Below are 23,794 nucleotides of genomic sequence, written 5' to 3'. Positions count from 1 at the left end.
CAGGTCTTGGACAGGTGGCCGGGTGGCGCCCAGGATCGGAAGCATGACACTCACCGGGAAAACCGCAGTGGTGACCGGGGCTTCGAGGGGCATCGGCCGGGCCATCGCCGAACGGCTCGCGGCTGACGGCGCGCTCGTCGCGGTGCACTACGGGAGCAACGAAACAGCGGCCAAGGAGACGGTCGCGGGGATCGAGCAAGCCGGTGGGCAGGCCTTCGCCCTCCGAGCTGAACTGGGGGTGGACGGTGACGTCGACACGCTCTTCGCCGGTCTCGAGCGCGGCCTCGCCGGGCGGCCGCTCGACATCCTGGTGAACAACGCGGCGATCTTCTCCGGGAAGCTGGACGAGGTGTCGCCCGCCGAGTTCGACCGGCTGTTCGCGGTGAACGTGCGGGCGCCGTACTTCATCGTCCAGCGCGCGCGGTCGCTGCTCGCGGACCACGGCCGGGTGATCAACGTGTCCTCCGGCGCCACCCGGATCGCACTGCCGGAAACCGCCTACGCGATGAGCAAGGGCGCGCTGGACGCGCTCGGCCGGAACCTGGCCAACCAGCTCGGCGACCGCGGCATCACGGTGAACACCGTCGCGCCGGGCGTCACCGACACCGACATGAACAGCTGGCTGCGGGAAAGCCCCGGTGCCGGTGACGCGTTGGCGGCGATGACCGCGCTCGGCCGGATCGGCCGGACACCGGACATCGCCGCCGCCGTCGCCTTCCTCGCGTCACCGGACGCCGGCTGGGTCACCGGCACCTGGCTCGACGTCAGCGGCGGCCTCTTCCTGGGCCCGCTGCCTCAGCCCGCCGGGTAGGCGCACCAGGCGGTTTTCCTTCCGCGTTTCAATCGGCTCGGCAGGTCGTGTCCTCGGCGGGCAGGGTGCCGTCGCGGAAGTAGGTGTTGACGGCGTTCTGCGCGCAGGTGTTCGGGTAGTTGCCGAAGACCGCGTGCACCCGGACGTCCTGCAGGGTGACCAGCTTCGAACCGGTCATCACCCGGTGCAGGCCGACGCCGCTGGCGTACGGGGTGCGGGTGTCCCCGGTGGCCTGGACGATCAGCGCGGGCACCGAGTTGTGCACCTCGGTCGGGCGTTCGGCGGGCGGACCCCAGAACGCGCACGGCAGGATGTTGCTGGCGAAGGCACCGAACAACGGCTGCTCGGCGCGGCTGCGCTGGATGTCGCGCCAGTACGACTCCGGATCGCGCGGCATCGCCTGGTCACCGCAGATCACCGCCGCCTGCCCGGAGTTCTGCGTGGTCGCGTCGGGCTTGAAGAGGAAGCGCAGGTCGGCCTCCAGCGCGGGACTCGGCTGCACCGGCTTGCCGTCGGCGGCGTCGGCCAGCTGCCGCACGGTGCTCGCGGCGTCGGCATCGCGGCGTGCGTCGGCCAGCGGGACGAACAGCAGGACCGGCAGCACGTGCTGGTCGACCTGGTACTCACCGAGCTGGATCGGCTTCCGCGCGGCCTTCTGGACCAGGCCCTCGGTCAGCGCGCGGACCTCCTTCGCACTGCCGGGCGAGGTCGGCGGCGAACTTCGCGGACCGGTCGAACGCGGGACGATCCACGCCGGCCGACCGGAGCATGGTGCCCACCGGCCAGCCGCAGTCGACCGGCGCCGACCGGCCGATGCCGCGCGGGTCCATGCCGATCAGGTCGTAGCGGGCGGTCACCTCGGGCGTCATCGCCTGCCGCACGACGAGCATCAGATCCAGCCCGGGACCGCCGGGCCCACCGGGATTGGACAGCATGATCCCGCGCCGCTGCCCGGGATCCGTGGCCTTCAACCGGGAAATCGCCACGGTGATGGTGCGCCCGCGTGGTTCGGCGTAGCTCAACGGCACCCTGACGTCGGCGCACTGCGCGCCCGCTTCGTCCAAAGCCTTGTGGTCGCAGGCTTTCCAGTCCACGCGCTGGTGGTGGAACCGCTCCAGCCCGCCGCCGGCGCTCGCCGGTGCCGGGTTGGCCACCACCGTGCCCGCCAGTGCGGCGGCCACCCCGGCCACCAGCACTGTCCGCCCCAAAGTGCTTGCACGCAAAGGATTTCCTCCTCCGAACCCGGCGACCGCCGCTCGATCACCCGTGTCCATGAGGCTAGGAATCCCGGGCACGCCCGCCCAGGACGTCCGCACCCGGACCCGTGGTGGTGCAGGCTCCACCGCGCGGGTTCCGCTGGTGGCGTAAACGAGCCACGGCGCACGCGCGCGGACCTACCGTGGCCGCATGAACTCACCGATCACGGGCACGGCCGCCGGCGTGCCCTTCACCGCGTTGCCGCCCTCCGGCGGCGAAGGTCCCGCACCGCTGATCGTCACCTGGCACATGCTCGACGCCCCGCGCTCGGATCCCGCGTTCGCCGCCGCGTTGCCGATGCACGGCCTGCCCGCGTGGCGCGTGCACCTCGGCATGCCGATGTGCGGGGCACGCATGGTCGACGGCCGCCCCGACGCCGTGGTGGAGCTGATCCGGAAGGACCCCCTGATGTCCTTCCTGTACCCGTTCGCCCGGCAGGCGTTCGCGGAATTCCCCGCCGCGCTGGCGTCGCTGCGCGAGCAGTTGCCGGTGGACGACGGCCCGGTCGGCGTGCTCGGCGCGTCATTGGGCGGGGCGGTCGCGCTGCGGGTGCTGGCCGAGACCGACACCCCGATCTTCGCCGGGGCACTGGTGAACGCCGCCATCCGGATGCGGTCCGTCGTCGCCCTGTTCCCCGGCTACCCGTACGACGCCGAGTCCGAGAAGGCCGTCGACAGCCTGGACTTCCTGCCCAAGGCGGGTGTCGTGGCCGAACGCGCGCCGGTGCTGGTGGTGAGCGGCGAACTGGACCACCCCGACCTGCGGCAGGACGCGCTCACCTTCGCCGACGCACTGGGCGAGCGCGGTGAACTGCTGTCCATCCCCGGCTTGGCCCACCCACTGGCCGAGGAGCCCGGCATCGAGCCCGCCCCGCAACTGCCGCGCACCCGCGAAGTGGACGCCGGCCTCACCGACTGGTTCCGGCGCCGCCTCGCGGACCGCTGAATCCGACCTAACTCTGGGCCAGGTCGGAGAAGCGGCTGTAGTGCAGCTGGTGGGCGACCACCACGGTGCTGGTCGGGCCGGCGCGGTGCTTGGCCAGGATCAGGTCGGCCTCCCCGGCGCGCGGGTCGTCGCGTTCCCAGGCGTCGGGGCGGTTGATCAGCAGCACGATGTCCGCGTCCTGCTCCAGTGAGCCCGACTCACGCAGGTCCGAGAGCATCGGGCGCTTGTCGGTCCGCTGTTCGGGACCACGGTTCAGCTGGCTGATCGCGACCAGCGGCACCTCGATCTCCTTGGCCAGCAGCTTCAGCTGCCGCGAGAACTCCGAGACCTCCTGCTGCCGCGACTCCACGCGCTTGCCCGAGCTCATCAGCTGCATGTAGTCCAGCACCACGAGCTTGAGGTCGTTGCGCTGCTTGAGCCGCCGGGCCTTGGCGCGGATCTCCATCATCGTCATGTTCGGCGAGTCGTCGATGAACAGCGGCGCTTCGCTGATCTCGCTCATCCGCCGCGCCAGGCGGGTCCAGTCGTCGTCGGACATGCGGCCACCACGCATGTCGGCCAGGCGGATCTTGGCCTCGGCCGAGAGCATGCGCATGACGATCTCGGTCCGGCTCATTTCCAGCGAGAAGATGACGCTGCTCATGCCGTGCTTGATCGAGCAGGACCGGGCGAAGTCCAGCCCCAGCGTGGACTTCCCGACACCGGGACGGGCCGCGACGATGATCATCTGGCCCGGGTGCAGGCCGTTGGTCACCTCGTCGAGGTCGGCGAAGCCGGTCGGGATGCCCCGCGCCGAACCACCGCGCGAGGCGATCGCGTCGATCTCGTCCATGGTCGGCTGGAGCAGTTCCTCCAGCGCCACGTAGTCCTCGCTGGTGCGCCGCTCGGTCACCTCGTAGATGGCGGCCTGCGCGCGGTCGACGACCGCGTCGATGTCGCCGCCGGTGTTGTCCTGGTTGGCGCCGTAGCCGTACTGGACGATCCGGGTGCCCGCCTCGACCAGCCGCCGCAGCACCGCCTTCTCGGCGACGATCTCCGCGTAGTAACCGGCGTTCGCCGCGGTGGGCACGGTGGCGATCAGCGTGTGCAGGTACGGCGCGCCGCCGATCCGGCCGAGTTCGCCGCGGCGCTCCAGCTCCGCCGAGACGGTGATCGGGTCGGCGGGTTCACCCCGGCCGTAGAGGTCGAGGATGACCTCGTAGACCGCCTGGTGCGCGGGCCGGTAGAAGTCGTTCGGCCGCAGCGCCTCGACCACGTCGGCGATGGCGTCCTTGGACAGCAGCATGCCGCCGAGCACCGACTGTTCGGCCGCCACGTCCTGCGGGGGCTGGCGGTCGAAGTCCCCCGAGCGGCCGCCGCCACCGTGATCCGGCGGGCCGGGGTCTTCCGGCTCGTACCCTGCCCCGCGGTCATCGGTCATGGCCACCGCCGAAGCCTCCTCCCCGTTCGAACGCGTGTTCGAGTGTACGTCAAGTTTCCCCGCACGCTAGATCGCTCGGATGGCCGTAGCCAAATCGCCCCGTGGACAACCTGTGGACAGCTTGGGGATGGCTGCCGCCAACCAATCACAGGTGCGCTCCTGGCTGTGGACAGGTTGGGGGCAACTGCGAATCGCTCAGCGAAAACCGCAGGTCAAAGCATGTGTGCACAGTGTGGAAAAACTCGTCCGGCGTGTCGCGGTGAACCGGTCGTTCGGCGTGTCGCGAGCACGGGCACCCGCCGACTGGGGACAAACCCTGTGGATAACCGGCTGCGCTATGTGGGTGAACCGCAGGTCAGAGGCCCAGCGAAGTCAACTCAGCCGCGCCTGGGCGGCCCGCAACCGGCCCGCCAGCTCCTGCGGGGTGGCCGGGGTGAAGGCGATCGCGGGCTCACCCGCGCCCGGCACCTCCTCGGTCAGCCAGCGGCCCTCGACCGTGTCGATGTAGTTCACCGGCCGGTCGATCCGCTGCCTGCGGCCCGCCCGGTTACGCATCGCCACGTACAGGCTGCCGCCGCCGAGCCGGCGCAGGCTCAGCACCCGGCGCAGTTCCTCGGCCTCGACCGCGCCCGCGCTCGGCCGCGCGTCACGCATCACCGAGAAGCCGTCGTCCGACAACCCGCCGCGGCGCTTGCCGGTGGCTTCACTCTTCGGCACCACCAGGCGGTTGCCCTTGCCGGGGGCCAGGTTCGGGATCTGGGCGAGGAATTCGGGCAGCACCTCGTCCGGCCGGACCGAGGCCAGCACGGTGCCCTCGGCCGCCGGGTTCCGCGCGAGCACGAAGGCCTCACCGCCCGCCGAACCGGCGAGCAGGGTGTACTTCAGGGGCTTGCCCTCGAACCCGCCGTCGATCCAGGCGAAGTACTCCAGCTGCGGCCGCGCGATCGCCTCGATGACCGCGACGAAGCCGGGATCGAGCCCGCGCCGCCCGGCCAGGCCGTACCTGGCCAGCTCGGCGTTGGTCTTCTCGTCCTCCGCGCGCTGCGCTTCCTCGCTGAGCCAGGTGGGCGTGCTGGAGAGCACCGTGTGCGGCTCGCCGTCCCGGCGGCGGATCAGGTTGAGCAGGGTGCCCGTGGTCAGCGTGACCTGCTTCTCCAGCAACTTCGCCATCCCCCTGTAGTCGAGAAAAGGTCGCCCGGCCCGCCGGAAGCGGGCCGGGCGAAAATCCGATTGGGATATTACTCGCCGATCACCGGCGGAGCGGTCAGTTCGTCGGTGCCGAACACCTCGTTGGGGTCGTCGCCGAGCAGGAAGCGCGACTGCCGCTCCTCGTCCTCGGCGCCCTGGCCGCCACGGCCACCGCCGGCACCCATGCCGCCCATGCCCATGCCGCCGCCCATGCCACGACCGGCGCCCGCGGCACCGGCCGCCGCCGCACCGCCCATCGCGCCGCCCATGCCCTTGCCTGCCCCGGCTCCCGCGCCCGCACCGGACTGGCCACCGGCGCCGATACCACCGGCCCCGGAGCCGGAACCCGCGCCACCGGCACCGATGCCGCCGACGCCGATGTTCCCGCCGCTGCCCGGGCCGAAGCCGCCGCCGCCGCCACCGGGCCCGAAGCCGTCGGCGCCGGGGATGTCGCCCCCGCTGCCCGGCCCGAACCCGCCGGACCCACCGGGGCCGAAGCCACCGGCCGACGGGATCTTGCCCGGCGTGTACCCGGCCGCGCCGGTGCCGTTGTCCCAGGACGGTGGCTTGTAGCCGGGGCTGCCCGGACCGCCGGACCCACCGGGCCCACCGGGGATGTCGCCGGGGTTGTACCCGGGGATGTTGCCCGGGTTGTAGCCGCCGCCCGGGGTGCCCGCGCCGGGGATGTTGCCAGCCTGGTACCCGCCACCGGGCGTGCTGCCACCCCCGGGCATGTTCGCGCCGGGGATGTTGCCGGGCGTGTACCCGCCCTTGTCGTTGCCCTGGCCGTTCTGGTCGGCGCTGCCGTTGCCGTCCTTGTCCTTGCCGTCACCGTCGCTGCCGTCGCCGTTCACGTCGACCGCCTGCACCTGGCCCGAGATCGCGTTGTACGTCGGCATGCCCTGGCCGTTGTCACCGCTGGACTTGTAGTAGGCGTTGAACGCGTCGACGTTCGCCTGGCCCCTGGTGTTGTACTCCTCGATCGCGCGGTCGGTGTCGGTCTCCCACGGCGTGATGTCGTTGACGAACCCGCTGTCCGGCGGCTCCTTCGGCACCTCCTGCACCTTCGAGTGCACGGTGGTGAACGCGTTGTACTGCTCACCGAGGTACTTGTCGCTGTCGTTGAGCTTGTCCTTCGAGTCCTGCATCCACACCTTGAGCGGGTGGCCGCCGGACTTCGCCGCCGCGCCGGAGGTGCCGGTCCACGCGGCGTCCATCTCGGCGGTGAGCTGGTTGATGGTGGTGATGCGGGACTCGTAGTTGCCCTTGAGCCGACCGGCCGCGGCCTGGCCCTCGGCCAGGGACTGCGGGCCCTCGCCGGTGGTGATCTGCTGCCAGATCTGGTAGCAGTCGATCTTGCGATCACCCGAGCCCGCGCTGTAGCTGCCGGACTCGTCCTGCGTGGCCGCACCGTAGGCGGCGGCGCCCGCGACGATCGGGACTAAGAACAAAACCATGGCTCAACCGCCCTTCACGGTGTCGATCATCGCTTCGGCGGCCTTCTCGACCACCGGGCAGGGCCGCGACTCGTCCGGCCCGCTGGACAGCGTCGAGCTGACCCGGACCGCGAACTGGTCGTTCAGCCCGACGTAGAGCGAGCAGTCCCCGGTGCTGCGCGCGTCGGTGATGTCGGCGTAGACCGCCGGATATCCGCCGACCTCGAGCTCCTCGAAGTAGGCGAACTCGTCCTTCTGGTCGTAGATGTCGCTCAGCCCGTTCGGGTTCTTGGCCTGGGCGGAGATGTCGAGGCGGTTGGTGGCGCCCTCGGTGAAGTTCCAGTTGCAGGTGGGGCCGGTCGAGGAATCGCGCGGCGTGGGGTCGGTCAGCCCCAGTTCGGAGACCTTCGCCGAGGAGAGGGTGGCGCACACGTCGCCGGTGACCTTCTCCGTGTCGACCGGGCTGGACACCTGGGGTGCCGAACCGGCGGAGCCGCCGGTGCCTTCGGAAGCGGGCGGGTCGGAGGCTTCGGCGGGCGGCTGACCGCCCGGCACGGTGGCGGTCGGGATGTTCCCGGCACTGCCTTCCTTGCCGCCGCCACACCCGGCGAGCAGAGCGCCCGCCGCGAGCGCGGCAGCGGTGAGGCCGAGAAAACGCTGGGTCCCCATCAGCTCTGCTCACCCGTCTTCTGCAGCGCGGCCTTCGTGTCGGCCTCGTTGGTGGTCATGCTCTTCTTCGCCGCTTCGAGCGCCTCGATGTAATTCTCCACGTACTCGCGCATCTTCACGTTCTGGTCGATGAAGGCCTTGACCGACGGGATGGCGAGGTTGGCGAAGTCACCGCTGGCGAACTCCTTGCCGGGTGCCTTGACCGCCGCCATGTTCCTGGCGTCCTCGGCATCGGTCTGCAGGTCGTCCAGCAGGTCCTGCCACTTCTTGATGACCGCGTCGATCTGGTCAGCCTGGAAGGTGAAGCCACCGCCGGCGCCCCCCGGCGCGGACATGCTGACTGGGCCAGTCATTCCGGTTCGTCCCCTTTCGCCATCCCCGAGTACCCCACAGTGCGGTCCCGACCGTCAACACTCTGACGTGCCCGCGGCCGGAGCCGTTCCAGGTATACGCCAAAAGGGCCGCGCTCCTGGTGGAGGGCGGCCCTTTCGCTGACGCGTCGTTACTTGGCGACGACCTCGAGGCGGAGGTCGGCCTTCACGTCGGGGTGCAGCCGGGCGGTGACCTGGTGCTTGCCGACGGTCTTGATGTGCTCGCGCAGCTCGATGACGCGCTTGTCCAGCAGCGGGCCACCGGCCGACTTGACCGCGGCGACGATGTCGCCGGTGGTCACCGAGCCGAACAGCTTCTTCGAGCCCTCGGCCGCCTTGGCGGACAGCTGGATGTGGCCGAGGCCCTCCAGCGCGGTCCGCACCTCCTTGGCGTGGTCGAGGTCGCGGATCCGGCGGGACTCCTGGGCCCGGCGGATCGTGCTCACGTTCTTCTCCGCGCCCTTGGTGGCGGGAATGGCGTACCCACGCGGCAGCAGGTAGTTGCGCGCGTAGCCGTCCTTGACCTCCACGAGGTCGCCGGGACCGCCCAGGTTCGCCACGTCAGTGGTGAGGATGATCTTCGCCATGAGTGTGAACCTCCTTAGCGGGCGGTCGAGGTGTAGGGCAGCAGCGCCATCTCGCGGGAGTTCTTGACCGCGATGGCGACGTCACGCTGGTGCTGGCTGCAGTTGCCGGTCACCCGGCGGGCACGGATCTTGCCGCGGTCGGAGATGTACTTGCGCAGCAGGTTGGTGTCCTTGTAGTCGATCGCCTCGGGGCGACCCTTCTTCTCGGCCTTGCAGAAAACGCAGACCTTCTTCTTCGGCTTACGAATGGGTGGCTTGGCCACTGTCGACTCCTGGAATAGCTAACGAAAGGGATTGATCAGAAGGGGGGCTCGTCGTTGAAGCCGCCCCCGCCGCCGCCACCGGCGGGCGGGGCCGAGCCCCACGGGTCGTCGGCCGGGGCGCTCCCGCCGCCCTGGCCACCGCCGAAGCCGCCACCGCCGCCCTGGCCGCCGCTACCGCGGCTGACCTTGTTCACCTTGGCGGTGGCATAGCGCAGCGAGGGGCCGATCTCGTCGACCTCGAGCTCCACGACCGTGCGCTTCTCGCCCTCTTTGGTCTCGAAGGACCGCTGCTTGAGCCTGCCCTGCACGACCACGCGGGCACCGCGGGTCAGCGACTCGGCGACGTTCTCCGCCGCCTGGCGCCAGACGTTGCAGCGCAGGAACAGGGCCTCGCCGTCCTTCCACTCGCCGCTCTGGCGGTCGAAGGTGCGCGGGGTCGACGCGACGGTGAAGTTCGCGACGGCCGCACCGGACGGGGTGAACCGCAGCTCCGGGTCGGAGGTCAGGTTGCCGATCACCGTGATGACGGTGTCTCCAGCCATGGGCTCGCTACCCCCGTCAGGCCTTGACGGCCGGCTTGGCGGCGCGCTTGATCTCGCGGCGCATGACCTTCGTCCGCAGCACGGTCTCCTGCAGCGACAGCTGCCGGTCGAGCTCCTTGACCGCTTCCGGCGTCGAGTTCAGGTCGAGGATGGCGTAGATGCCCTCGGCGTGCTTGTTGATCTCGAACGAGAGCCGGCGGCGACCCCAGACGTCGACCTTCTCGACGGCCCCGCCCGACGTGCGGATCACGTTGAGGAACGTGTCCAGCGTCGGAGCGACGGTGCGCTCGTCAAGGGTGGGATCCAGGATGACCATTACCTCGTAATGGCGTGACACAACCACTCACCTCCTGTGGGCTCACGGCCATGGAATTTCCATGGCAGGAGGGCTTTGTCAGGAGGAAGCGTACCGGCAGAGCAGTGCGGCGCTTCGTTGAGGGTGGTGGCGGGAGACGGGCGGGCCGCTACGACGCTTTACGCAGCACCCAGGTCCGGACCAGCGCGGCGGTCACCCCGGCGAGCGCGACCACGGCCAGCAGCATCGGCAGCTGCACGCCGTTCTCGGGCTGCCCGGCGGCCAGCGAGTCCGCGTTGCCTGCGTTCTGCACCTGGGGTGCCTGGGTGGCACCCGGGTCCGCGCCGAGGATGCCGAACTCGGGTGAGGTCGGGCCGGGGGCGGCGGAGCCGTAGCGCGCGCCAGGGGGCAGCGCGACACCCGGCGTGGCGGCCGGGATGTTGCTGTAGTCCGGCGGCGGCGCCATCGCCCCGCCGGTGCCGAGCGGCAGCGTGCCGGGCGCCTGGCCCTGGTTGGTGCCGCCGGGCTGGCTGCCGGTGGACCCACCGGGCTGGGGTGCGGGCTGCTGGTCGCTGGTGGGCTCGCGGTGGTCGCTGGCGTAGGCGGTCAGGCCGCAGTTGCCCGCGACCTTCTTCTCCACGCTGGCGAGCGTCTTCTTGCGGTCGATGCCCAGGCCCCACGACCCGGTCTCCTCCAGCGCCTTCGCCACCGCGGTGCCGATGACCGAGCCGGAGACCTGCGTGCTGGCGCCCTGGCCCACCTGGCCGACCTTGATCGAGCTGACCTTCGCGATGTCGTTCCCGGCCCAGTCGCCCACGGCCAGCGTGCCCGCTTCCTGCGCGCCCGCCTTGACCAGTTCCTTGACGGCGGCGCCGCTGATCGCCACGGCGTCGCCGGTCACCCCGGTGACGCCCGCGGTGCAGCTGTTCGCCTGCAGCGTGGTCGCGGCCGCCGTGCCCGTGGACAGGGCGAGGCCGCCGGTGGTCAGTGCGGCGATGGCGGTGGCCGTCAGTACCGAGCGGAAGGTCCTGGTCAGTCGGTGCTGCACGAGCGCTGTCCTCCGGGTCGGGGGAATGAAACAGGTGAAGAAGTCACTCAAGATAACGAGCCGGGCACACAAAAGATACTCGACCGGGTTAATTGCGTTGACCCCGACGGGTGTTTTACGCGGTGACCTTGCGAAGTACCCAAGTCCGCACCAGTGCGGCGGTGACGCCGGACAGCGCGAGCACCGCGATCAACACCGGCAAACCGGTGCCCTCGCTGAAACCGCCGCTGTCACTGGCCAATGCCTCCGCGCCACCGGCGTTGTGCACCCCGTCCGGCGACTGCGGCAGGCCGTCCGCGCCGAGAATGCCGAATTCCGGTGCGTAACCCGGGATTTGCCCGCCGTAACGAACGCCCGGTGAAGGGCGGTAAATACCGGGGCTCGCCAGCGGAATGGTGCTGTAGTCGCGCATCGGCGCGAATCCGGTGGAAAAGTTCGTCGGGAGGTTCGCGAAGGCGGGCACGCTGCCGCCGAGCACTTCGCTGTTCGACTGCGGGATCGGCGTGACCGCACCGCCGGGGCCGGTCTGCGGGGCGCCACCGGTGCCGGGGCTGCTGCCCGGCGGGGTCTGCGGGCTGCCGGGTTTGCTCTCCGGGCTGTCCTGCCTGCTGCCGCCGAGCGCGCCGACGGTACCGCTGTGCACGCCGTCGACCACGCCCTTCGTGGCGTCCGCCAGTGGCGCGCCGACGCCGGGCACCGGGGCGACCACGGTGTCGATCACCTGCACGGTGACCTTGCACAAGCCGCCGAGCAGGCCGTCGACCACACCGGTGAGCACCTTGGTGGCCTGGCCGACCACGCCCAGGTTCAGCGGGATGCCCAGCAGCGGGGTGGTGGCGAGGATGGTGTCACCGGGCTTGGCGGTGATCGAACTACCGCACGGCACCTTCTTGGTGTCGGCCGCCGACGCGGTGGCCGGTGTGGCGATCGCGGCGGAACCCGCCAGGAGGAAGCTCGCCGCTCCCACCGCGGCTGTTCTCTGGATACGCCTTTGCATCGCGAGCCCTCTCACCCTGCTCATCCCTGCTTACCGGAGTAACGACGGTAACCGGGACGGGTGACGGCGCGCGCGCCGAAAAGACCGCGCGATCGGGTGGACCTGCGGTTACGGAGGGTCAGACGACGCGGCGGCGGAGCCAGGTGCGGGCCAGCAGCGCGGCCACGACGACCACGGAGAGCACCGCGATCAACAGCGGCACACGCTGCGGCGGGGTGGCCCCTGGCAGGGCTTCGGCGGTGCCGGAGTTCTCCGCGAGCACCTGCGGCGGGATCGGCGCGCCGAGATCCGGCGCGGCCGGCGGGGTGACCCCCGGCGGGATGACCGGGCCGATCATCGCGGCCGGGCCGATCAGCGCCTGGCCGAGTGGCAGGAAGCTGGAGTCGATCTCGCTGCTGGCGTCGCCACCGATGGCGTCACCACCACCGGGATCGGTCTGGATCGGGCCTTCTTCGGCCGGCGGCGCTTCGTCCTCCGGCGGCGTGGTGCCCGGCGGGTTCGGGTCCTCACCACCCGGCGGATTGCCAGGGGGGTTGCCCGGCGGGGTCGGATCGTCCGGCTCGGTCTCGTCCGCGCCGAGCAGGCTCTGCGTGGTCGCGCCGACGGTGTTGATCGTGGTCTTGACGGTGGCGCAGATGGCGCCGACGCTGTCCACCACCAGGCCGGTCTTGCTGATGCCCAGTCCGTCGAGTGCTTCCTTCACCGGGAGCGAGAGCAGCGGCTTGGGCTTGCCGTTGCCACCGGGCGCCTTCGAGCCGAGGCCGAGGTCGAGCAGGCCGGGTGCGTTCGCGAGGGCGCCGAGGTCGACGGTGAGCGGCTTGCCGTTCTCGCCCTTGAGCGTGGCGGCGCACTTGCCGACGATCACCGGGTCGGCGCCTTCGGCCGCACCCGCCGTGCCGGGCAGGGCCATCGAGGCGTACGCGGCGGAAACCGCCACCATGAAGCCGACCGTGCCGATCCGGTTCGCGTGCTTGCCCATGCGTCGCCTCCCCTGTTCACGCACCGCGCCCAAGGTAGCTCATGAACGTGATCGGCGGTGCTTCGAGTGGGAAGTTTTCCGCCTGTAGCGTGCTCCCATGCAGATCGGTGCCCACGTTCGTGACGACGACCCGTTGCCCGCGGCCAGAGAGCGGGGCGCCGAGGTCGTGCAGTTCTTCCTCTCGGATCCGCAGGGCTGGAAGGCGCCGAAGCGCCACCCCAGCGCCGACGCGCTCGTGGCGGACGAGATCGAGGTCTTCATCCATTCGCCGTACCTCATCAACGTCGCTTCGCTGAACAACCGCATCCGGATCCCGTCCCGCAAGGGCGTCGCGCAGCACGCCGCCGGTTCCGCCGAGGTGGGCGCGAAGGGCCTGATCGTGCACGGCGGGCACGTGCGCAAGGGCGAGGACCCGGCCGAGGGACTGGCCAACTGGCGCAAGCTGTTCGAGCGGCAGGCCGACAGCGGCGGGTTCGCGGTGCCGATCCTGATCGAGAACACCGCGGGCGGCGACGGCGCGATGACCAAGGACCTGGAGATGATCGCCCGGCTCTGGGACCAGGTCGGCGAGTTCGGCGCGGGTTTCTGCCTGGACACCTGCCACGCCTACGCGGCCGGTTGGGACCTCGACGGCGTGGCGGACCGGGTCAAGGCCATCACCGGCCGGATCGACCTGGTGCACCTGAACAACTCCCGCGACGAGTTCGGCTCCACCCGTGACCGGCACGCCAACGTGGTCGGCGGCGAGGGCACGATCGACCCGGAGGTGCTGGCCGAGGTCGCGCGCACGGCCGGGGCGCCGGTGGTGGTGGAAACGCCGGGCGACGGCCAGGCCGCCGACATCGCCTACCTGCGGGAGGCACTGGCCCGGTGACGAAGAAGCTCAGCCGGGCCGCGCTCGCCGTGCTCGTGGTGTTGTGCGGGGTGACCATGGTGCTGGGCTTCGCCAACAAGGACCGCTGCACCGGGCCCGAGTTCGACTCCTGGGGCCGCAGCGAGCCGGACTACACCCACCGCAGCTACGCCGACGTCTGTTATTCCGACATCCAGCACCTGTGGATCGGCAGGGACATCGACCGGCACGTCTTCCCGTACGTCGACGGCAAGCTCGAGAAGGGGCAGTTGGTCGGCGGCTCGGTCGAGTACCCCGTGCTCACCGGCGTGCTGATCTGGGCGGGTGCGTTCTTCGTCGACACCGACGCCGGCTTCCTGCTCGCGTCGTCGGTGCTGCTGGCGCCGTTCGGCCTGCTCGTCGCCTGGTTGCTGGGCCGGATGGCGGGCTGGAGATCGCTGTGGTGGGCGATCGGGCCACCGCTGGTGCTCTACGCCTTCCACAACTGGGACCTGCCGGTGGTCGCCTGCGCGGTCGCCGCCTTCTTCGTGACCCTCCTCGGCAAGCGGCCACTGGTGCACCGCGCCTCGATCGCCGCGGTCCTGCTCGGCCTGGGCTTCGCGCTGAAGTTGTACCCGGCGCTCTTCGTGGTGCCGCTGGCGTTGTACGTGCTGACCAACGGCGAACGCGAGGAAAGCCGCTACGACCCGCGGGGTGCGCTGCGGGTGGTCGCCATCGCGGCGGGTACCGGCGTCGCCGCGAACCTGCCGTTCATGCTGGCCGGGTTCGAGGGCTGGTGGGCCTCCTTCCAGTTCCAGGGCGATCGCAAGGTCGACGTGTCGACCAACTCCGTCTGGTTCTGGGCCTTCCGCCCACTGTCCGATCCGGACAACGAGATCTTCCAGGACCTGATGGGCCTGATCTCGCCGACGCTGATGCTGGCTTCGTTCGCGCTGGCGTGCGTGCTGGGCTGGAAGCGGTACCGGCGTGACGGCGTCTACCCGCTGCTGCCGGTTTCGGCCGCGATGCTGTGCGGGTTCCTGTTGCTGCACAAGGTCCACTCGCCGCAGTACACGCTGTGGCTGCTGCCGATGTTCGTGCTGCTGCGGATCCCGTGGGGCTGGATCGCCGGGTACCTGGTCGCCGACCTGGCCATGGGCATCGGCATCTTCCGCTGGTTCGCCGCGCTGCAGGACGGCGAGGGCAGCGGGATCTACGACGGGTTCGCCGCGCAGGCGGTGATGGTCGGCGTCTGGGGCCGGGCGGCGCTGCTGGTCGCCCTGTTCTTCCTCTTCCTCCGCGCGGACTCGGTGGTCAGTGCGCGCGACCGGCCCGGCCTCGCGCACCCACGGCTGGTGACCTGCGGCTGAACACGCCACCCCGGTAGACCACGACGTCCCTGGCGCGGTCGAGCACGCCGCCGCTGGGGTCGTCGTCCCCGGTGGCGCGCACCGGGTCCGAGGCGGGGCGCCGGATGTCGCGGATGATCAGCACGCACAACGCCACCACGGCCAGGTCGCGCACCACGACCGTGCCGAGGAACCAGCCCTCGGGCAGCCCGCGGTTGTCTTCGCCGAGGTAGAAGAACATGCGCGGGGCCCACACCAGCGCGTCGAGCACCATCCAGCCCAGCAGGAGCCGCCACCGCGGCAGCGCGAGCACCGCCAGCGGCACCAGCCACAGCGAGTACTGCGGGCTCCACACCTTGTTCGTCAGCAGGAACGCGGCCACCACGAGGAAACCCAGCTGCGCGAACCGCGGCCGGATCGCCGAGTTGAGCCCGAGGTAGGCGATACCGGCGCAGCAGCCGAGGAAGAGCACCGCGGTCACCGTGTTCAGCCAGACCGGGCTCTCCCCCGGCTTGAGGACGCCGTCGAACCCGGTCCAGCCGGTGAAGTGGGAAATGACGTTGTAAAGCGAATCCGGGTCCATCCCGCGTTCGCCGTTGAGCCGGAAGAACTCGCGCCAGCCGACCGGGTAGGCCAGCGCGATCGGCAGGTTCACCGCCAGCCACGACCCGGCCGCGGCCAGGGTGGCGGTGGTCCACGCGCGCATCTTCCCGGCTCTGACGCACAGGATCAGCAGTGGCCCGAGCAGGAACAGCGGGTACAGCTTCACCGCGGCACCCAGCCCGATCAGGATTCCGGCGAGCAACGGTTTCCGCCGCGCCCAGGCGAGTACCCCGCACGCGGCGAAGGCGGTGGCGAGCGTGTCGAAGTTGGTGAACGCGTGCACCAGCATCAGCGGGGACACCGCGACGAGCACCGCGTCCCACGGGCGTCTCCTGGAGGTCCTGGCCACCGCCCAGACCGTGGTCAGCCAGGCGATCGCCAGCCACAGCGCGGAGAGGTTGAAGTAGATGGCCACCGGGATGGCGCCGGGGAGGAAACCGCCGTCGGCCCCGGAGAGCCAGGCGTTGGTCAGCTTCGCGTTGACCCACTGGAACAGCCCCGACAGCACCGGGTACTCCATGTACCGGACCTGCTCGTCGCCGGTGTCCTCGTTCTCCACCCAGCTGGTCTTGTAGGGGAAGGTCTCGGGATCGTCGAGCCGTTCCGCGCTGTAGAGCGGGACCACGTCGGAGTAGCACATCGCCACGTACGGCCTGCCCGATCGCCAGTCGAGCTCCAGGCTGCCGTCCTCGGCGGAGTACTGCTGGATGCAGGCGGCCTTGCCGAACCAGCTCAGTGTGAGCCCCACCACCGCGAGCAGCAGCGCCACGCGCAGGGGTGACCAGAACCAGTGCCTGCCCAGCGCGGCGTGCTCGCCGATGGGACCACCGAGCGGGCGGGTCGCCCCGGCCGCGAGCGGGCTGCTGTGGCTGGGCAGCACTCTGTCCGCCGCGGCCAAGGAGACCGGTTCGGTCACGGCGGTCTGCTCGGGCTCGGTGGGCACGGCCCGGATGGTATCCGCGCCTCGGGTGACGCGCCGGTGAACCTGTTACGTGGACGGACCGGCGTAGAACCTGGCCAGTACTTCGGTGGCCGCACCCGCCGCGACCAGGCGATCGTCGTGTTCGGCGAGGATCAGGTCGAGCTTCTGCCACCCCGGCAGCGGCAGGGACGCGCTCAGCTGGGCGTCGATCTGCGCGCGGTACAGCTCGGGCCGCGCGCGCACCGAGAGCACGACCTGTTCGAGATCGAGTAGTTGCACCAGATCGACCAGGCCGACGCCGAGCAGGCGCGCGGCCTCGCCGGGATCCCCGCGCCGGACGGCGGCGTTGTGCAGCACCTCGATGCAGCCGCGCCTGCCGCACGGGCAGCGCGGGCCGTCGTACGCGATGGTGGTGTGCCCGAACTCGCCGGCGTTGGTGCGCGGGCCGCGGTGGACCTTGCCGTCGATCAGCAGCCCGGCGCCGATGCCCGTGCCGACCAGCACCACGGCGGCCGCGCGGGCCGGGGTGGTGGCGTGCCAGGCGTACCCGGCGGCGGCCGCGTTGGTGTCCTTGTCCACCAGCACCGGGAGGCCGGTGGCCTCGGCGAGCAGGTCGCGCAGCGGCACCTCGTGCCAGCCGGGCAGGTTGGTCGCCTCCCGCAGCACGCCGGTGGTGTGGTCCAGCGGGCCGAGCGCGCCGACGCCGAGGCCGAGGAGGGTGTCGCCGCGTAGATCGTCCACACAGGACTTGATCGCGCCGATCGCGTCGTCCGGGGTGAAGCCGGCCGGCAGGTCGCGGGTTTCCTCGGCGACCACCGTGCCGAGCAGATCGGTGCGCACGACGCGCAGTTCGTCCCGGTCGAGCTGGGCGCCGAGCGCGTGGCGTGCGTCGGGGCGGATGCGCAGCCGGATACGCGGCTTGCCCACCCCGCGTGAAGGCTCGCGCTCCTCGTCGAGGATGCCCGCGTCCAGCAGCGCGGGCACGATCTTGGACACCGCCTGCTGCGTCAGCCCGCTGCGTTCGGCCAGCTCGATCCGGCTGAGCCCGCCCGTGCGGCGGATCTCGCCGAGCAGCAGCGCCTGGTTGTGCTCGCGCAGGCCGCGCAGGTTCACCCCGGCCCTGGACTCGGTCTCCACCCGCCGATCCTCGCATGTGTTGCCGTTAATCAACAGTGTTGTTTTAATGGGACGCATGGCTGACTCGCGAGTGGGAATCATCGGGTACGGCACCGGCGGGCGGGTGTTCCACGCGCCCTTGGTGGCCGCCACGCCCGGCCTGTCGGTCGCGGCGATCGTCACCGGAAACGCTTCGCGCGCGGAGCAGGCGGCGGCCGACCACCCCGGCGCCGAAATCCTCGGTGACGCCGGCGAGCTGTACGGCCGCGGGCTGGATCTGGTCGTGGTGAGCACGCCCAACCGGACCCACGTGCCGCTCGCGCTGCAGGCCATCGAGCACGGTGTGCCGGTCGTGGTGGACAAGCCGTTCGCGCCGACCTCGGCGGAGGCGCAGCGGGTGATCGACGCGGCGGCCGCGGCGAACGTCGGGCTCACCGTGTTCCAGAACCGCCGGTGGGATTCGGACTTCCGGACCGTGCGCAAGGTGCTGGACTCGGGTGAGCTGGGCGAGGTCTTCCGGTTCGAGTCGCGCTACGACCGCTGGGTGCCGAAGCTGCGCGACAGCTGGCGCGAGTTCGCCGACCCCGCCGAGGCCGGCGGGCTGCTCTACGACCTCGGCGCGCACATCATCGACCAGGCGCTCCAGTTGTTCGGGCCGGTCACCGAGGTCTACGCCGAGCTGGACAAGCGGCGCGAAGGCAGCGCCGTGCACGACGACGTCTTCGTCGCGCTCACGCACGAGAACGGCGTGCGCTCGCACCTGTGGACCTCCGCGCTCGCCGCCACGCTGAACCCGCGGTTCCGGGTGCTCGGCGACCGCGCCACGTTCACCAAGTACGGCCTCGACGTGCAGGAACCGCAGATCAAGGCGGGGATGAAGCCGGGAGAAGCGGGCTGGGGCGTGGAGCCGGACAGCGACCAGGGCGTGCTCGGCACCGGCGAGGAGAAGCGCCGCGTGCCGACGGAAACCGGGCAGTACGAACGCTTCTACGCCCAGGTCGCGGCGGCGCTGCGCGGCGAGGGTGCCTACCCGGTCGACCCGGCGTCCGCGGTCGAGACGCTGCGCGTGATCGAAGCGGCCGCGGTGTCCGGCGCGGAGCGGCGCGTGGTGCAGACCCCACCGGCAAAGGTGTAGCGCGCGGTAGGGCTTCGCGCGGCGGGATCACCGACAGTGGGAAGGTGATCTCCGGGGAGTTGGCGTTCCTGCACGCCACCGTCATCGACGCCACCGGCGGCCGCCCGAAACCGGACGCGACCGTGGTGGTGCGCGACGGACGGATCGCGGCGCTGGGCCGGTTCGGGGAGACGCACGTGCCGCGTGGGGTGCGCAAGATCGACCTGACCGGGAAGTTCGTCGTGCCGGGGTTGTTCGACCTGCGGGTGCACGGCCCCGCCGACCCGGCCAGGGACGCACTCCTGCTGGCCTACGGCGTGACCACGATCCGGGCACCCTCGCCTTCGCCGTTGCCGCTGGACCCGGTGGAATTCGTGCGCTCGGCTCCGCCGCACGTGCCCGCGCTCGTCCGGCACGCCGTCCTGGACCGGCCGTCCCTGATCTCGGCGGACGACTACCGGCTGAAATACCTCCCCGCCGAGGTGCGGGACGGCTGGCGGTGGGCACTGGAGACGCTACGCCGGAAGCCGGACCGGCACTCCCTCTTCGAACACCGGCTGCGGTTCACCGGCGCCCTGCACCGGGCGGGCGTCCCGATCGTGGCGGGCACGGACACCGGTTCGCCGTGGGTGTTCCCGGGATTCAGCCTGCACGAGGAACTGGCCTACCTGGTCGAAGCGGGCTGCACGCCGATGCAGGCCCTGCAGTCGGCGACCAAGGAACCGGCGCGCCACCTGGGCCTGTCGGACACGCTGGGCACCATCGCGCGGGGGAAACGGGCCGACCTGCTCATCCTCGACGCGAACCCCCTCACCGACATCCGCAACACCCGCAAGATCCACTCCCTCCTGCACCGCGGCACCCTCCTCACCCCCACCGCCCGAGCCCACCTCCTCACCACCCCCCACCCCCCACGCCCAACCCCCCAAGTCCCACCCCCACCCCCCTAAACCCCACACCCACGCCCCCGAACCCCACGCCCACGCAGCCGACTTCCACGTTCAGGTAGCCGAGTTCCACGCTCAGCCACCTGAGTTCGACACTCACGCACGCAAACCCCACATTCAGGCATCCGAATTCGACACTTGCGCACGCGAGCTCCACACTCAGACACCCGAGTCCCACACTCGTGCACGCGAATCCCACGTTCGGGCGCCCGAATCCCGCACCCAGGTAGCCGAATCCCGCACTCGGGCAGGCGGACCCCACAACTCGCGCCCGAATTCCACGTTGAGGCACCCGAGTCCTGCACTCAGGCGCCCGACCTCCACATTCAGGCACCCGAACCCCACGCCTACGCAGCCGAGTTCCACGTTCAGGTAGCCGAGTTCGACATTCGGGCAGGTGAGTGTCGCGTTCGGCGGGCGAGTTCCTGCAGGGGCGAGCCGCTGGGAGGCCGAGCCACCGGGAGGCCGGGGCGAGGGTGGGCAGCCGAGGCGAGGGGGCGCAGGCGGGGGTACGGGGGTGGCCGAGGCTGCTGTCGAGCGTGGCGAGTCCGGCACCCAACCGAGGGCACCCACCCGGGCGCGCCTGGATCAAAGCACCCCGGATCAGAGCCCCCGGATCAAAGCTCCCCGGGTCAAAGAACCCAAGCCAAAGCGGCCCAGCCCAAAGCGGCCCAGCCCAAAGCGGCCCAGCCCAAAGCGGCCCAGCCCAAAGGGAGCCCGCATGAAGAAGGGGCCCTGCTTGCCGGAATACGGCGAGCAGGGCCCCGGAAAAACCAACTCAGTTGTCGTCTGGATCTCGGCCGTTGATGGGGTCGCCGCCGTTGTGGCCGCCGCCCGGGATGCCTGGGATGCCTGGCTTGTCCGAGTCGCTCGGCTCGCCTGAGGGGTCGCCCTCGGGGGGTTCCGACGGGTTGGTCGACTCGCTCGGCGGCGGCGAAGAAGGCGTCTGGCTGGGCTGCTGCGACTTGGACGGCTGCGAGGGCGGCGCTGTCGGCACGGTGCGGCCGATCATCTTCACCTCGGAGAACTTCTCCTTCGGCTTGCCCTTCAGGTAGGCGTCCATGAACTTCTTCCACATCTCGCCCGGCAGGTCCTTGCCGTAGATCTTCTTCTTGTTCGCCATCCGGATGACCTTGTCGGCCTCGGTGCCGACCCAGGCGCTCGTGGACACCGTCGGCGAGTAGCCGACCATCCACGCCTGCGAGTTCTCGTTCCCGAGGCTGTCCGGCTCACCGGCCTTCGGCGTGTACTGGTGCGTCCCGGTCTTCCCGGCGCAGTCGTACCCGCCACCGCACGCCAGCTTCGAGTACGGCAGCACCGGCACCAGCGACTTGGTCACGTTCCCGGCGATCTGCTTGCTCTTGTCCGGGTCGTCCTCCGCGAACGCCGGTTTCTCCGCGACCTCGGCCTCGTAGACGACCTCGTCGCGCGAGTTCAGCACCTTCGACACGAAGTGCGAGTCGCGCTGCATGCCGTCGGCGGCGAAGGTGGCATAGGCCGCCGCCATCTCCGCGGGCGTCACCTCCGCGCCCCGGCCACCACCGATGGACAGGTTGTTGTCGGCGTCCGTCAGCGGGGCCTTCACCCCGGCCTGGTGCGCGGCGTCGACGACCTCCTCGACCCCGGTCTGGCGGGCCACGAAGTCGTAGAACACGGTGTTCACCGACTTCTCCATCGCCTCGGCGACCGAGCACTGCGCACTGCAGTCCACGCCCTCGGAGTTGCGCACGGTGGCGTTCTGGATCTTCCTCGGCGAGGTGCCGTCATAGGTCTCGCCGAGGCCCTTGCCGGTCTTGAGCAGGGCGACCAGGTCGAACGGTTTGAACGACGAGCCCGGTGGCCGGGCCGTGTTCGCCCAGTCGCGCTGGTCCTCCTTGGTGTTCGGCCCGCCGTAGTAGGCGAGCACCCCGCCGGTCTTCGGATCGATCGCGACCAGTGCCTCGCGCAGATCTCCCGGCTGGCCCTCCATCACCTCGTTGACCGTCTTGATCGCCAGGTCCTGACCCTTGGGGTCGATCGTGGTGTAGATCTTGTAGCCGCCGGACTGGATCTTGTCCTCGGTGATGCCCTTGGACTCCAGTTCGTCCACGATCCGGTTCTTCAGCAGCAGGTTCGGCCCGCTGATGGACTGCTTGCGCACCTCTTCCAGCGGCCGGACCTCCGGGAAGGTGGCCTGCGCCCGCTCGGCGGGCGTCATCCAGTTGTTCTCCACGATGCGGTCCATCGCCACGCGCCAGCGCTCCTCGGCCACCGCGCGGTTTTCCGAGCGGCCCGGCTGCTGGATCAGGCCGGCCAGCAGGGCGGCCTCGGAGGTGGTCATGTCCTTGGCGCTCTTGCCGAAGAACGACTGCGCCGCGGTCTGGATGCCGTACGAGCCGCGCCCGAAGAAGATGGTGTTCAGGTAGGCCGTGATGATCTCGTCCTTGTTGTACTGCTTGTTCATCTTGAAGGACTTGACCAGCTCGGTGGCCTTGCGGGTGAGGGTGCCCTCTTCGTTCTCCGTGGCCTTCTTCACGTACTGCTGGCTGATCGTGGAACCACCACCGACACCGCCGGTGGCCTGGTTGTAGACCGCCCGCAGGATGCCGGTGATGTCGAACCCGGAGTTGGTCTCGAAGGTGGAGTCCTCGGTGGCGTAGATCGCGCGGCGCACGTGCTGCGGGATGTCCTCGGGCTGGAGCATCACCCGGTTGCCTTCTTGGGGGATGTCCTTGCCCAGTTCGGACTCGTCGGCGTACAGGTAGGTGACCACCTTGTCCTGCTTGGCCGCGACCTCCGCCGGGGTCGGCACGTCGACGGTGAAGTAGAGCACCGTGAACACCCCGGCCGGCACCACCACGAAGAGGCCGACGAGCACGTAGAGCGCCCGGCGCACCCGCTTCCAGCGGCGTCGCTTGCGCTGCGCCGGGGTCAGCAGCTTCTTGCCGTCGCCGCCGTCACCGTCGTCGTCCGCGGTGTACTCGTTGAACGCGGCCTGGTTCTCGTCCGGCGGCCGGCTGTCGCGCCGGTCGTCGTAGGCGTCGCCGGCGAAGCCCGTGCCGTTGTGCTCGTGGTGCGTGATCAGCTCGGGCTCAGGCTGCTCCGGCGTCGGCGGCACGAAGCTCGTCGGCTCCTCCTGACGCGGCTGCCGTCGCGGGGGGAGCGGTGGCTGGCCGGGCGGCGGCGGGCGGTACCCGCCTCCGTGCTGCTGGCGTGGGGGCAGCGGCTGCCGGTCCTCCTGCGGCCAGCCCTGCGCGCCACCGGGCGGCGGACCACCGCGTGGAGGACGGCCTCGGCCGCCCTGCTCGCCTGGCCACTGCGGTTCGTCACCGGCAGGCCACTCGTGGCTGCCGCGCTGCTGCGGTTGGCGGGGGCCACCGCGGTTGTCACCACCCGGCCACTGTGGTGCATCCCACTGGCCCGGTTCCTCTTCCGGCCACGAACGGCCGTACTGATCATTCACGAAAAGGCCTCCCAGATCGGCGGTTCGGGGGACGCCGTTCTGTGGTCATCGGTTCTCGCTTGCCCCTGTGACGCTGGGATCACTGCCCCGCCGACCTCCGCGGACGGGTACGAGGGTGTGGTTGTCCGGTCCCAAGGACGTATGACTGCACCAGGTGGTTCCACCCACACGTCCGGCAGACCTCAACCACGTACACGGTGAACTCGCCGAAATGGTTGGCCATTCTCGCGAGTTCCTCCGGAGCCCGCGCCGAACCCGCGGCGTGCTTGAGCTCGTCGCCGTACACCCAGGAGACCTCGGTGAGCGCCTCGCGGCGGCACACGGGGCAGTCGGCCTGGCCGGGCGTGCCGTGGAACTTGGCCGCCCTGAGCAGGTACGGAGTCGCGTCGCACACCTCCGCGGTACCGACGCGCCCGGAGTAGACCTCGGCGAGCAGCGCACGGCGCTGCAACGCGTAGTCCACGATCTGCCGGTGGGTTCGCACGCTGACAGAGTACGTGGCTCCGCGCCCGCGCCGATGAGCCGTTCTGCCTAGTGATCCCCCGCCTGGGTGCGACACGCCGACGGACTGATAACTCTCTGGTGAATTCCACTGGTGCCATTCGGTGGCTCCCAGTGATCCACCGGGTTATGTACGCCACTCCGATGTATCGGCGCGATA

The 23,794-nt window shown here is 70.5% G+C and carries 24 protein-coding genes; 6 read left to right on the top strand and 18 right to left on the bottom strand.

Annotated elements, in window-relative coordinates:
- Nucleotides 1-43: 43 nt before the first annotated feature.
- Nucleotides 44-811: a Rossmann-fold NAD(P)-binding domain-containing protein gene (locus L3Q67_RS10560; RefSeq protein WP_499189341.1), complete on the top strand. Its 768-nt coding sequence runs from the start codon at nt 44-46 to the stop codon at nt 809-811.
- A 28-nt stretch (nt 812-839) separates the two neighbouring features.
- On the opposite strand, the gene L3Q67_RS10555 is transcribed toward L3Q67_RS10560, so the two are convergent.
- Both L3Q67_RS10555 and L3Q67_RS10550 read right to left on the bottom strand, forming a co-directional pair.
- The gene (locus L3Q67_RS10555; protein ID WP_499189340.1) at nt 840-1,415 is read right to left on the bottom strand and encodes an alpha/beta hydrolase; all 576 of its coding nucleotides are present in this window, start codon (nt 1,413-1,415) and stop codon (nt 840-842) included.
- A 19-nt stretch (nt 1,416-1,434) separates the two neighbouring features.
- Complete coding sequence (locus L3Q67_RS10550; RefSeq protein ID WP_499189339.1) at nt 1,435-2,019, bottom strand: hypothetical protein; 585 nt, start codon at nt 2,017-2,019, stop codon at nt 1,435-1,437.
- Between the two features lie 199 nt (nt 2,020-2,218).
- Between L3Q67_RS10550 and L3Q67_RS10545 the strand changes: the two genes are divergently transcribed.
- Nucleotides 2,219-3,013 carry an alpha/beta hydrolase family protein gene (locus L3Q67_RS10545; protein ID WP_499189338.1) on the top strand — a complete coding sequence of 265 codons (795 nt, stop codon included), beginning with the start codon at nt 2,219-2,221 and terminating at the stop codon, nt 3,011-3,013.
- Nucleotides 3,014-3,020: 7 nt separating this feature from the next.
- Here L3Q67_RS10545 and dnaB read toward each other — a convergent pair whose 3' ends face one another.
- From dnaB to L3Q67_RS10485, 12 genes are all read right to left on the bottom strand, one after another.
- A complete protein-coding gene (gene dnaB / locus L3Q67_RS10540; RefSeq protein WP_499189337.1) occupies nt 3,021-4,439 on the bottom strand; it encodes a replicative DNA helicase in 1,419 nt (472 codons plus the stop codon).
- A 366-nt stretch (nt 4,440-4,805) separates the two neighbouring features.
- A complete protein-coding gene (locus L3Q67_RS10535) occupies nt 4,806-5,594 on the bottom strand; it encodes an ESX secretion-associated protein EspG (RefSeq protein ID WP_499191492.1) in 789 nt (262 codons plus the stop codon).
- Between the two features lie 77 nt (nt 5,595-5,671).
- A complete protein-coding gene (locus tag L3Q67_RS10530) occupies nt 5,672-7,072 on the bottom strand; it encodes a hypothetical protein (RefSeq protein WP_499191491.1) in 1,401 nt (466 codons plus the stop codon).
- A gap of 9 nt (nt 7,073-7,081) precedes the next feature.
- Nucleotides 7,082-7,726 (bottom strand): DUF3558 domain-containing protein, encoded by a 645-nt coding sequence (locus L3Q67_RS10525; RefSeq protein WP_499189336.1) that lies wholly within the window; start codon nt 7,724-7,726, stop codon nt 7,082-7,084.
- Nucleotides 7,726-8,079 (bottom strand): hypothetical protein, encoded by a 354-nt coding sequence (locus L3Q67_RS10520; protein ID WP_209663474.1) that lies wholly within the window; start codon nt 8,077-8,079, stop codon nt 7,726-7,728. The genes L3Q67_RS10525 and L3Q67_RS10520 overlap by 1 nt, the downstream gene beginning before the upstream one ends.
- A gap of 149 nt (nt 8,080-8,228) precedes the next feature.
- A complete protein-coding gene (gene rplI, locus L3Q67_RS10515; RefSeq protein WP_209663475.1) occupies nt 8,229-8,684 on the bottom strand; it encodes a 50S ribosomal protein L9 in 456 nt (151 codons plus the stop codon).
- 14 nt (nt 8,685-8,698) lie between these two features.
- On the bottom strand, nt 8,699-8,947 hold the full coding sequence (gene rpsR, locus L3Q67_RS10510) for a 30S ribosomal protein S18 (RefSeq protein ID WP_113695352.1): 249 nt from the start codon (nt 8,945-8,947) through the stop codon (nt 8,699-8,701).
- Nucleotides 8,948-8,982: 35 nt separating this feature from the next.
- Complete coding sequence (locus tag L3Q67_RS10505; RefSeq protein WP_499189335.1) at nt 8,983-9,489, bottom strand: single-stranded DNA-binding protein; 507 nt, start codon at nt 9,487-9,489, stop codon at nt 8,983-8,985.
- A gap of 16 nt (nt 9,490-9,505) precedes the next feature.
- Complete coding sequence (rpsF, locus tag L3Q67_RS10500) at nt 9,506-9,826, bottom strand: 30S ribosomal protein S6 (protein ID WP_209663477.1); 321 nt, start codon at nt 9,824-9,826, stop codon at nt 9,506-9,508.
- Between the two features lie 127 nt (nt 9,827-9,953).
- Complete coding sequence (locus tag L3Q67_RS10495) at nt 9,954-10,832, bottom strand: hypothetical protein (protein ID WP_499189334.1); 879 nt, start codon at nt 10,830-10,832, stop codon at nt 9,954-9,956.
- A 115-nt stretch (nt 10,833-10,947) separates the two neighbouring features.
- Complete coding sequence (locus tag L3Q67_RS10490; RefSeq protein WP_499189333.1) at nt 10,948-11,829, bottom strand: hypothetical protein; 882 nt, start codon at nt 11,827-11,829, stop codon at nt 10,948-10,950.
- A 118-nt stretch (nt 11,830-11,947) separates the two neighbouring features.
- On the bottom strand, nt 11,948-12,808 hold the full coding sequence (locus L3Q67_RS10485; RefSeq protein WP_499189332.1) for a hypothetical protein: 861 nt from the start codon (nt 12,806-12,808) through the stop codon (nt 11,948-11,950).
- A 97-nt stretch (nt 12,809-12,905) separates the two neighbouring features.
- Here L3Q67_RS10485 and L3Q67_RS10480 point away from each other — a divergent pair, with 97 nt between their 5' ends.
- A complete protein-coding gene (locus L3Q67_RS10480; RefSeq protein ID WP_499189331.1) occupies nt 12,906-13,682 on the top strand; it encodes a deoxyribonuclease IV in 777 nt (258 codons plus the stop codon).
- Nucleotides 13,679-15,010, top strand: coding sequence for a glycosyltransferase family 87 protein (locus tag L3Q67_RS10475; protein WP_499189330.1), 1,332 nt, complete (start codon nt 13,679-13,681; stop codon nt 15,008-15,010). The genes L3Q67_RS10480 and L3Q67_RS10475 overlap by 4 nt, the downstream gene beginning before the upstream one ends.
- On the opposite strand, the gene L3Q67_RS10470 is transcribed toward L3Q67_RS10475, so the two are convergent.
- Nucleotides 14,955-16,535 carry a glycosyltransferase family 87 protein gene (locus tag L3Q67_RS10470; protein WP_499189329.1) on the bottom strand — a complete coding sequence of 527 codons (1,581 nt, stop codon included), beginning with the start codon at nt 16,533-16,535 and terminating at the stop codon, nt 14,955-14,957. The genes L3Q67_RS10475 and L3Q67_RS10470 overlap by 56 nt on opposite strands.
- 45 nt (nt 16,536-16,580) lie before the next feature.
- Nucleotides 16,581-17,651 (bottom strand): ROK family transcriptional regulator, encoded by a 1,071-nt coding sequence (locus L3Q67_RS10465; RefSeq protein ID WP_499189328.1) that lies wholly within the window; start codon nt 17,649-17,651, stop codon nt 16,581-16,583.
- Between the two features lie 55 nt (nt 17,652-17,706).
- Here L3Q67_RS10465 and L3Q67_RS10460 point away from each other — a divergent pair, with 55 nt between their 5' ends.
- Both L3Q67_RS10460 and L3Q67_RS10455 read left to right on the top strand, forming a co-directional pair.
- Nucleotides 17,707-18,765: an oxidoreductase gene (locus L3Q67_RS10460; RefSeq protein ID WP_499189327.1), complete on the top strand. Its 1,059-nt coding sequence runs from the start codon at nt 17,707-17,709 to the stop codon at nt 18,763-18,765.
- Between the two features lie 44 nt (nt 18,766-18,809).
- Nucleotides 18,810-19,694, top strand: coding sequence for an amidohydrolase family protein (locus L3Q67_RS10455; protein WP_499189326.1), 885 nt, complete (start codon nt 18,810-18,812; stop codon nt 19,692-19,694).
- A 775-nt stretch (nt 19,695-20,469) separates the two neighbouring features.
- Here L3Q67_RS10455 and L3Q67_RS10450 read toward each other — a convergent pair.
- Entirely contained in the window at nt 20,470-23,133 is a 2,664-nt protein-coding gene (locus L3Q67_RS10450) for a transglycosylase domain-containing protein (protein WP_499189325.1), read from the bottom strand.
- 79 nt (nt 23,134-23,212) lie between these two features.
- Nucleotides 23,213-23,617, bottom strand: coding sequence for a DUF5318 domain-containing protein (locus tag L3Q67_RS10445; protein ID WP_395902624.1), 405 nt, complete (start codon nt 23,615-23,617; stop codon nt 23,213-23,215).
- Nucleotides 23,618-23,794 lie beyond the last annotated feature (177 nt).

The sequence above is a fragment of the Saccharothrix sp. AJ9571 genome (assembly GCF_021725495.1).
Lineage (GTDB): Bacteria > Actinomycetota > Actinomycetes > Mycobacteriales > Pseudonocardiaceae > Amycolatopsis > Amycolatopsis magusensis.
This window is presented reverse-complemented; position numbering and strand designations above follow the sequence as displayed.